Origin of the sequence: Hafnia alvei (genome assembly GCF_900095695.1) — a bacterium.
Lineage (GTDB): Bacteria > Pseudomonadota > Gammaproteobacteria > Enterobacterales > Enterobacteriaceae > Hafnia > Hafnia alvei_B.
In genome coordinates, this window is sequence record NZ_FMIQ01000001.1 from 26,192 (window position 1) to 33,851 (window position 7,660).

The following is a 7,660-nucleotide window of genomic DNA, read 5'->3' on the forward strand; positions in this document are numbered from 1 at the left end:
GATTAGCAGAGGTTTAATGTCAAAGATATGGAACAACAGTTAAAAGATGATGACACCGGCTGGTGGGTGATTAGCCATGAAGGCAAGGTCTGGCTGCCCCGTGGAGATTTGCCTTTTGGTTCTGCCCTGCAATGGCAATTAAGCACCAAATCGGCGCACCAAATTGGCGAGTGGGAGGGGCATCCCATGTGGTTAATAGAAGATGCTCGTCGGCAAGATATGGTGTCAGTTCGCCAACTGATTGACGTTGATCGCGGCCTTTTCCAGCTTGTTGGCCGTGGTGTCCAACTGGCCGAGTTTTTCCGCTCCCATACGTTTTGCGGCTATTGCGGACATGAGATGTACTCCAGCCGTTCAGAGTGGGCAAGTATGTGTCCTAACTGCCGCCAGCGTTATTATCCGCAAATTGCGCCGTGCATTATCGTGGCTATTCGCCGCGGTAATGAAATCCTTTTGGCACAGCATAAACGTCATTGGAACGGCATACATACCGTATTGGCAGGTTTTGTTGAGGTAGGCGAAACGCTTGAGCAGGCCGCCGCGCGTGAAATTATGGAAGAGAGCCACGTTCAAATTAAAAATCTGCGTTATGTTGCTTCTCAGCCATGGCCGTTCCCGCACTCATTGATGGTGGCTTTCATGGCAGATTACGCTGGCGGAGAACTTAAACACGATCCAAAAGAGTTATTGAATGCGGGCTGGTATCGCTATGACAATCTACCGCAACTGCCGCCTGCAGGTACTGTAGCGCGGCGTTTAATCGAAGATACCGTGGCACTTTGTCGAGAAGAGACAGAAGGCGAATAACGCATGCTACAATGCGATGAGATTATTTAGGGAGCCAAAGGATGACTGAACTGAAGAACGACCGCTACCTGCGCGCACTATTGCGCCAGCCTGTAGACATAACACCGGTATGGATGATGCGTCAGGCCGGACGTTATTTGCCAGAATATAAAGCCACCCGTGCTCAGGCCGGTGATTTTATGTCTTTGTGCAAAAATGCTGAGTTAGCCTGTGAAGTCACACTTCAACCGCTGCGCCGTTATGCGCTAGATGCGGCAATTCTATTTTCAGACATCTTGACCATACCTGATGCGATGGGGCTTGGGCTCTATTTTGAAACGGGAGAAGGCCCTCGTTTCTCGTCGCCGATTACCTGTAAAGCTGATGTGGAAAAACTGCCCGTTCCCGACCCTGAAGATGAACTAGGGTATGTGATGAACGCGGTGCGCACTATCCGTAAAAATCTGGATGGACAGGTTCCTCTGATTGGCTTCTCTGGAAGTCCGTGGACGCTCGCGACCTATATGGTGGAAGGCGGCAGTAGCAAAGCTTTCACCAAAATTAAAAAGATGATGTATGCCGAGCCAGCAACGTTGCATCTGCTGCTGGATAAACTGGCCGATAGCGTAATCTTGTACCTTAACGCGCAGATCCGCGCTGGCGCTCAGTCAGTCATGATTTTTGATACTTGGGGTGGTGTGCTGACAGGCCGTGACTATCGCCTGTTCTCACTACACTACATGCATAAAATCGTTGATGGTCTGATCCGTGAAAATGACGGTCGCCGTGTTCCAGTGACGCTATTCACCAAAGGTGGTGGTCAGTGGCTAGAAGCTATGGCTGCAACCGGCTGTGATGCGCTAGGCTTGGATTGGAGCACGGACATCGCCGATGCTCGTCGCCGTGTCGGTGACAAAGTTGCACTGCAAGGCAATATGGATCCTTCCATGCTGTATGCGCCAGCGGCCCGAATTGAGCAGGAAGTCTCGACTATTCTGGATGGTTTCGGGGAAGGGACTGGCCACGTATTCAATCTTGGCCATGGCATTCATCAAGATGTGCCACCAGAGAATGCAGGAACGTTTGTTGAGGCTGTTCATCGGCTTTCAGCGAAGTATCATCGATAGGACTTAAAGCATGGATATGCAGGCACTGCGCGAAGAGCAGGTGGAAAAGGCGAGTCAGATTGTGCGTAGCGACGATCTAGGATTTGAACAACCGACGCTTATCGCCGGTGCTGATGTGGGTTTTGAGCAGGGGGGCGACGTCACGCGAGCGGCTATCGCGGTGTTACGTTATCCCTCTCTTGAGCTGGTGGAATACCAGATCGCACGTATCGAAACCCAAATGCCCTATATCCCCGGTTTTCTTTCGTTTCGTGAATATCCTGCGTTGCTCAAAGCGTGGGGTATGCTGCAACATCGGCCACAGCTGGTGGTGGTCGATGGGCAGGGGATTGCGCATCCGCGTCGCTTAGGTGTTGCTAGCCATTTTGGCTTGCTCGCGGATGTTCCCACTATCGGCGTTGCTAAAAGTCGCTTGTGCGGCCAGTTTGCCCCTTTAGATGATACCGTAGGGGCCTTGCAGCCGCTTAATGACAAACAAGAGCAAATTGGTTGGGTTTGGCGCAGTAAAGCACGCTGTAACCCGCTGTTTATATCAACGGGTCATCGCATCAGTTTGCCTACAGCTTTAGCGTTCATTCAAAGCTGTATGCGTGGCTATCGCTTACCTGAACCCACGCGTTGGGCGGATGCCATCGCCTCTAATCGACCAGCTTTTCAACGCTGGTTACTCCAAGATTCTGATAATCGCGTGTAGATATAGGGATCTCTTGATTTTTCAGTTACACTGCGCCGGAATTATTTTTCAGAGACTTACTTTTCTCTAAGAGACTTAGCATGCTGCGTAACCCGATTCACAAACGGCTAGAAAAGCTGGAAAGCTGGCAACATCTTACGTTCATCGCCAGTTTGTGTGAACGTATGTACCCAAACTATCAGGCATTTTGCCTGCAAACCGGATTTGGCGATCCTATGGTTTACCGCCGAATTCTGGATCTGATTTGGGAAACATTGACGGTAAAAGACGCTAAAGTGAATTTCGACAACCAGTTAGAAAAACTGGAAGAGGCAATTCCGTCAGCTGACGACTATGATATTTACGGCGTTTACCCTGCGATTGACGCTTGTATTGCGTTGGGTGAAGCTGTGCACTCCCGTTTAAGCGGTGAGATGCTAGAACATGCGATTACGGTCAGTGAAACATCACTGCGTACCGTCGGCATGCTGGAAATGACTCAGGCCGGTCGCGAAATGACCGATGAAGAGCTGAAAGAATTACCAGCAATGCAAGATGAGTTAGACATCCAATGGGAGATTTTCCGCCTGCTCGTTGAATGCGAGGAGCGCGATTTAGAGCTCATCAAAGGATTAAGATCTGACCTGCGTGAGGCAGGTGTCAGTAATATCGGTGTAAATTTAGCGCAATAAGACGGCAAAACGTGATTTAACACCTGATTTGTCGTCCCTTAAGGCTTCACATTCGTACCCCGGTTGTTCTACATTTGGGGGGCGTAAAAAAAGTGGCTATCGGTGCGTGTATGCAGGAGAGTGCTGTCAATCGGCATATCCGTCGCACTCGATGCTTTGCAAACGATAAACACACTGTAAGGATAACTTATGAACAAGACTCAACTGATTGATGTAATCGCGGAAAAAGCTGACCTGTCTAAAACTCAGGCTAAGGCAGCTCTGGAATCTACTCTGGCAGCGATTACCGAGTCTCTGAAAGACGGTGATGCAGTACAATTGGTTGGTTTCGGTACTTTTAAAGTGAATCATCGTAACGAGCGCACTGGCCGCAACCCGCAAACTGGTATGGAAATCAAAATTGCAGCAGCAAACGTACCAGCGTTCGTTTCTGGTAAAGCTCTGAAAGACGCAGTTAAATAAGACCGCGTGATTCACAGCCTGTTTGTGAAAGAAGTAAACAGGGGGGCGTTGACGCCCCTTTTGTTCATCTGTAAGCCTGTGGCGGCATTACTGATCGCGGCAGGGCTTTCTGTGACGCTCTCTGGTTGCAGCACGCAAAACGATTCCCCTCGCTTTACCGCAACTGGTTATATCGCCGATCAAGGCATGATGCGCATTTGGCGCAAAGACAACGCTAATCATCAGCCAACGGCTATTATGAGTGTCTATAGTCCCTTGCAAGGGAAAGGCACAGTAGTCAGCTATTACGCTTATCAGGATGGCAAATTGAACCTAGTACGGCAAACCGTGCAGGGCAATGAGCAAAATGTTCTTGAGCTTCGTTTAGATGAGAAGAGCGAAATAAGCTTTATGCAGCGCCAGATTGGCAATCAGCGGCAGTTACTCACGTCTGACGATATAGCCCGTAGCCAGTATCAGTCCCGCCATATGGTTGAGATATCAGAAGCACTGCGAGTCGGCAAAGTTAACCTCATCCAAGGCCGTTGGCAGAATGGTCAGTTCACTAGCTGTGCAGGGGAAACTCAATCCCTGAAGCTAGAAGCGTGGCAGCTGAATTGGATAGAAAGTCGCGCCGCACGCTCGTCCCAGCCTCTCGGGATTGCATGGCTTGATGCACCGGAAGGCCGGCAGTTATTGCTGGCAGCCAATGAAGATTTTTGCAGTTGGGAACCGACGGTAGATACGCTGTAAAGAAAACCGAGAACCACCTTAATGATCCTCGGTCTTGGTGTGATTAACGACCGCGCCCAATAGCCCGGTAGCCAATATCCTGACGATAGAAACTCTCTTTCCAGCCGACCTGTTTTGCTAGCTGATATGCATTTTTCTGCGCTTGCTCGATTCCATGTCCTAAGGCAGTGACGCACAATACGCGCCCGCCATGAGTCACCACATCGTTGCCCTGCATTTGGGTGCCAGCATGGAAAACTTTTTCGCCCTCTGCTGAAACCGACGGCAGGCCATGAATGACATCACCGGTTCGATAATCTCCAGGATATCCTCCTGCAGCGATCACGACGCCTAGCGCATCACGTTCATCCCACAGTGACTCTTTCTCGTTTAATTTACCTTCAGCACCGGCTAGGCAAAGTTCTACTAAGTCTGATTTCATACGTAGCATGATAGGCTGAGTTTCAGGGTCGCCAAATCGACAGTTAAATTCGATAACTTTTGGCTCACCTTGGGCTGAAATCATCAGGCCTGCGTAAAGAAAACCAGTGTATGGGTTACCCTCTTTCGCCATGCCATGTACCGTTGGCCAGATGACTTCATCCATAACGCGCTGGTGGATCTCATCGGTTACCACCGGTGCCGGTGAATATGCACCCATGCCGCCGGTATTTGGCCCCGTATCGCCATCGCCGACTCGTTTATGATCTTGGCTGGTCGCCATTGGTAGCACGTTCTTTCCGTCAACCATGACGATAAAGCTCGCTTCTTCGCCGTCGAGAAACTCTTCAACGACGATGCGATGGCCTGCGTCGCCGAATGCGTTGCCTGCCAACATATCGTGTACCGCGGCTTCTGCTTCTTCTAGCGTCATTGCAACAATCACGCCTTTACCAGCGGCTAGGCCGTCTGCCTTGATAACGATTGGCGCGCCTTGGCTACGGATATAGCTAATCGCGGGCTCAACGTCGGTAAAATTACGATACTGGCCTGTGGGAATGCGATGGCGGGCCAAGAAATCTTTAGTGAAGGCTTTTGATCCTTCTAACTGGGCTGCTGCCTGTGATGGGCCGAAAATCTTCAGCCCCGCAGCTTGGAACGCATCAACGACGCCAATAACTAGCGGTGCTTCAGGGCCAACTATCGTTAGGCCAATATCATGGCTCTGGGCAAATGCCAAAAGAGCGTTGATATCGGTTGCTGAGATATCGACGTTTTCTAGGGCTGGCTCCAGTGCTGTCCCCGCATTACCTGGGGCTACGTAGACTTTATCTGCCAGCGGCGATTGAGCCGCTTTCCATGCTAGTGCGTGCTCACGGCCGCCGTTACCGATAATCAGGATATTCATGCGCTCACCTCAAAAGGTGCGCCCGCAGGCGCACGAAAAACAGAAGAGATTAATAAAGAGAAAAATGATTAATGACGGAAATGACGCATATCCGTGAAGATCATGGCGATCCCGTGCTCATTCGCAGCGGCGATGACTTCATCATCACGAATAGAACCCCCTGGCTGAATAACGCAGGTGATGCCGACGGATGCAGCAGCATCAATACCGTCGCGGAATGGGAAGAAGGCATCTGATGCCATTACGGAACCCGCGACTTCTAATCCTTCGTCAGCGGCTTTGATTCCGGCGATTTTGGCAGAGTACACGCGGCTCATCTGGCCAGCACCAATGCCGATGGTCATTTTGTCTCGGGCATAAACGATGGCGTTGGATTTCACAAATTTGGCTACTTTCCAGCAGAACAACGCATCACGCATTTCCTGTTCGGTTGGTTGGCGAGTGGTGACTATGCGCAGGTCGGATTCTTTTACCATACCTAAATCGCGGTCCTGAACCAGTAAGCCGCCGTTAACGCGTTTGAAATCCAATCCATTTTGGCGTGCATTCCACGCACCACAGGCTAAGACGCGCACGTTTTGTTTGGCTGCCAGCAGCTCAAGCGCAGGTTCGCTGATATGTGGGGCAATAATGACTTCGACAAACTGACGACTAATAATCGCCTGAGCAGTTTCGGCGTCGAGTTCGCGGTTAAAGGCAATGATGCCGCCAAAGGCAGAGGTTGGGTCGGTTTTATAAGCGCGCTCGTAGGCATCTAAAATAGAACCACCAACGGCAACACCGCATGGGTTAGCATGCTTCACGATCACACAAGCGGGCTCACTAAACTCTTTCACACATTCTAATGCTGCATCGGTATCGGCAATGTTGTTGTAAGAGAGCGCTTTGCCTTGAAGCTGATTAGCGGTAGCAACAGAAGCTTCAGTGACATTCTCTTCTATATAGAAGGCCGCATCCTGATGGCTGTTTTCTCCGTAACGCATATCTTGTTTCTTTATATAGCTAAGATTCAGCGTGCGAGGGAAGCGGCCAGAAGGTTCTTCAGTATTACCATAATAAGGAGGAACCATCGTTCCAAAGTAATTAGCGATCATGCCATCGTAGGCAGCAGTGTGCTCGAATGCCTTAATCGCCAAATCGAAACGCGTCGCGTGAGTTAAAGAACCCTCGTTGCTATCCATCTCATTAATGATGGCATCGAAGTCACGATTATTAACTACAATCGCAACGTCTTTATGATTCTTGGCTGCCGAGCGCACCATGGTTGGTCCACCGATATCGATATTCTCAACGGCGTCGGCTAAAGAGCAATCTGGGCGAGCTACGGTCTGAGCGAAGGGATAAAGGTTCACAACGACCATATCGATGGGCTTAATATCGTGGTGAGCCATAATGTCATCGTCTTGGCCGCGACGGCCAAGAATCCCGCCATGTACCTTGGGATGCAAAGTCTTAACTCGGCCATCCATCATTTCGGGGAATCCGGTGTAATCAGAAACCTCGGTCACGGGTAAACCTGCTTCCGCTAACAGGCGGGCAGTACCGCCAGTTGAAAGCAGCTCAACGCCACGAGAACTGAGCGCTTGAGCAAACTCAACAATACCGGCTTTATCAGATACGCTGAGCAGCGCACGGCGAATCGGACGGTAAGCGGAAGCTGAGCTCGTGTTTTGTGAACTGGAATGCATGGTAGTTATATCCCTCGGCTATGGAATCGCAATATAAAGAGCGTTATGTGAATACGGCATGCCTGTTTTATTCAAATAACGCCCCTTCGTTGGAAGAGGTCGAAAGATTTTAACGCATCCAGATTGTAACGAAAACGTTTGCGTGATGCTCGTCAAATTTGTCACCAATATCG

The 7,660-nt window shown here is 50.2% G+C and carries 8 protein-coding genes; 6 read left to right on the forward strand and 2 right to left on the reverse strand.

Annotation, left to right across the window (positions count from 1 at the left end; all coding sequences use genetic code 11):
- Positions 1 to 27 precede the first annotated feature (27 nt).
- The 6 genes from nudC (at position 28) to BN1044_RS00160 (ending at position 4,472) form a co-directional block, all read left to right on the forward strand.
- Positions 28 to 807 (forward strand): NAD(+) diphosphatase, encoded by a 780-nt coding sequence (gene nudC / locus BN1044_RS00135; protein ID WP_072307043.1) that lies wholly within the window; start codon positions 28 to 30, stop codon positions 805 to 807.
- Positions 808 to 848: 41 nt separating this feature from the next.
- Positions 849 to 1,913 (forward strand): uroporphyrinogen decarboxylase, encoded by a 1,065-nt coding sequence (hemE, locus tag BN1044_RS00140; RefSeq protein WP_072307044.1) that lies wholly within the window; start codon positions 849 to 851, stop codon positions 1,911 to 1,913.
- Positions 1,914 to 1,923: 10 nt separating this feature from the next.
- Complete coding sequence (nfi, locus tag BN1044_RS00145) at positions 1,924 to 2,607, forward strand: deoxyribonuclease V (protein ID WP_072307045.1); 684 nt, start codon at positions 1,924 to 1,926, stop codon at positions 2,605 to 2,607.
- Between the two features lie 80 nt (positions 2,608 to 2,687).
- A complete protein-coding gene (locus BN1044_RS00150; protein WP_004089424.1) occupies positions 2,688 to 3,278 on the forward strand; it encodes a YjaG family protein in 591 nt (196 codons plus the stop codon).
- Positions 3,279 to 3,467: 189 nt separating this feature from the next.
- Entirely contained in the window at positions 3,468 to 3,740 is a 273-nt protein-coding gene (gene hupA / locus BN1044_RS00155) for a nucleoid-associated protein HU-alpha (protein WP_025802812.1), read from the forward strand.
- A 48-nt stretch (positions 3,741 to 3,788) separates the two neighbouring features.
- On the forward strand, positions 3,789 to 4,472 hold the full coding sequence (locus BN1044_RS00160; RefSeq protein WP_211095799.1) for a DUF1481 domain-containing protein: 684 nt from the start codon (positions 3,789 to 3,791) through the stop codon (positions 4,470 to 4,472).
- A gap of 43 nt (positions 4,473 to 4,515) precedes the next feature.
- Here BN1044_RS00160 and purD read toward each other — a convergent pair whose 3' ends face one another.
- Entirely contained in the window at positions 4,516 to 5,799 is a 1,284-nt protein-coding gene (gene purD / locus BN1044_RS00165; protein ID WP_072307047.1) for a phosphoribosylamine--glycine ligase, read from the reverse strand.
- A gap of 68 nt (positions 5,800 to 5,867) precedes the next feature.
- Positions 5,868 to 7,487 carry a bifunctional phosphoribosylaminoimidazolecarboxamide formyltransferase/IMP cyclohydrolase gene (purH, locus tag BN1044_RS00170; RefSeq protein ID WP_072307048.1) on the reverse strand — a complete coding sequence of 540 codons (1,620 nt, stop codon included), beginning with the start codon at positions 7,485 to 7,487 and terminating at the stop codon, positions 5,868 to 5,870.
- Between the last annotated feature and the right edge of the window lie 173 nt (positions 7,488 to 7,660).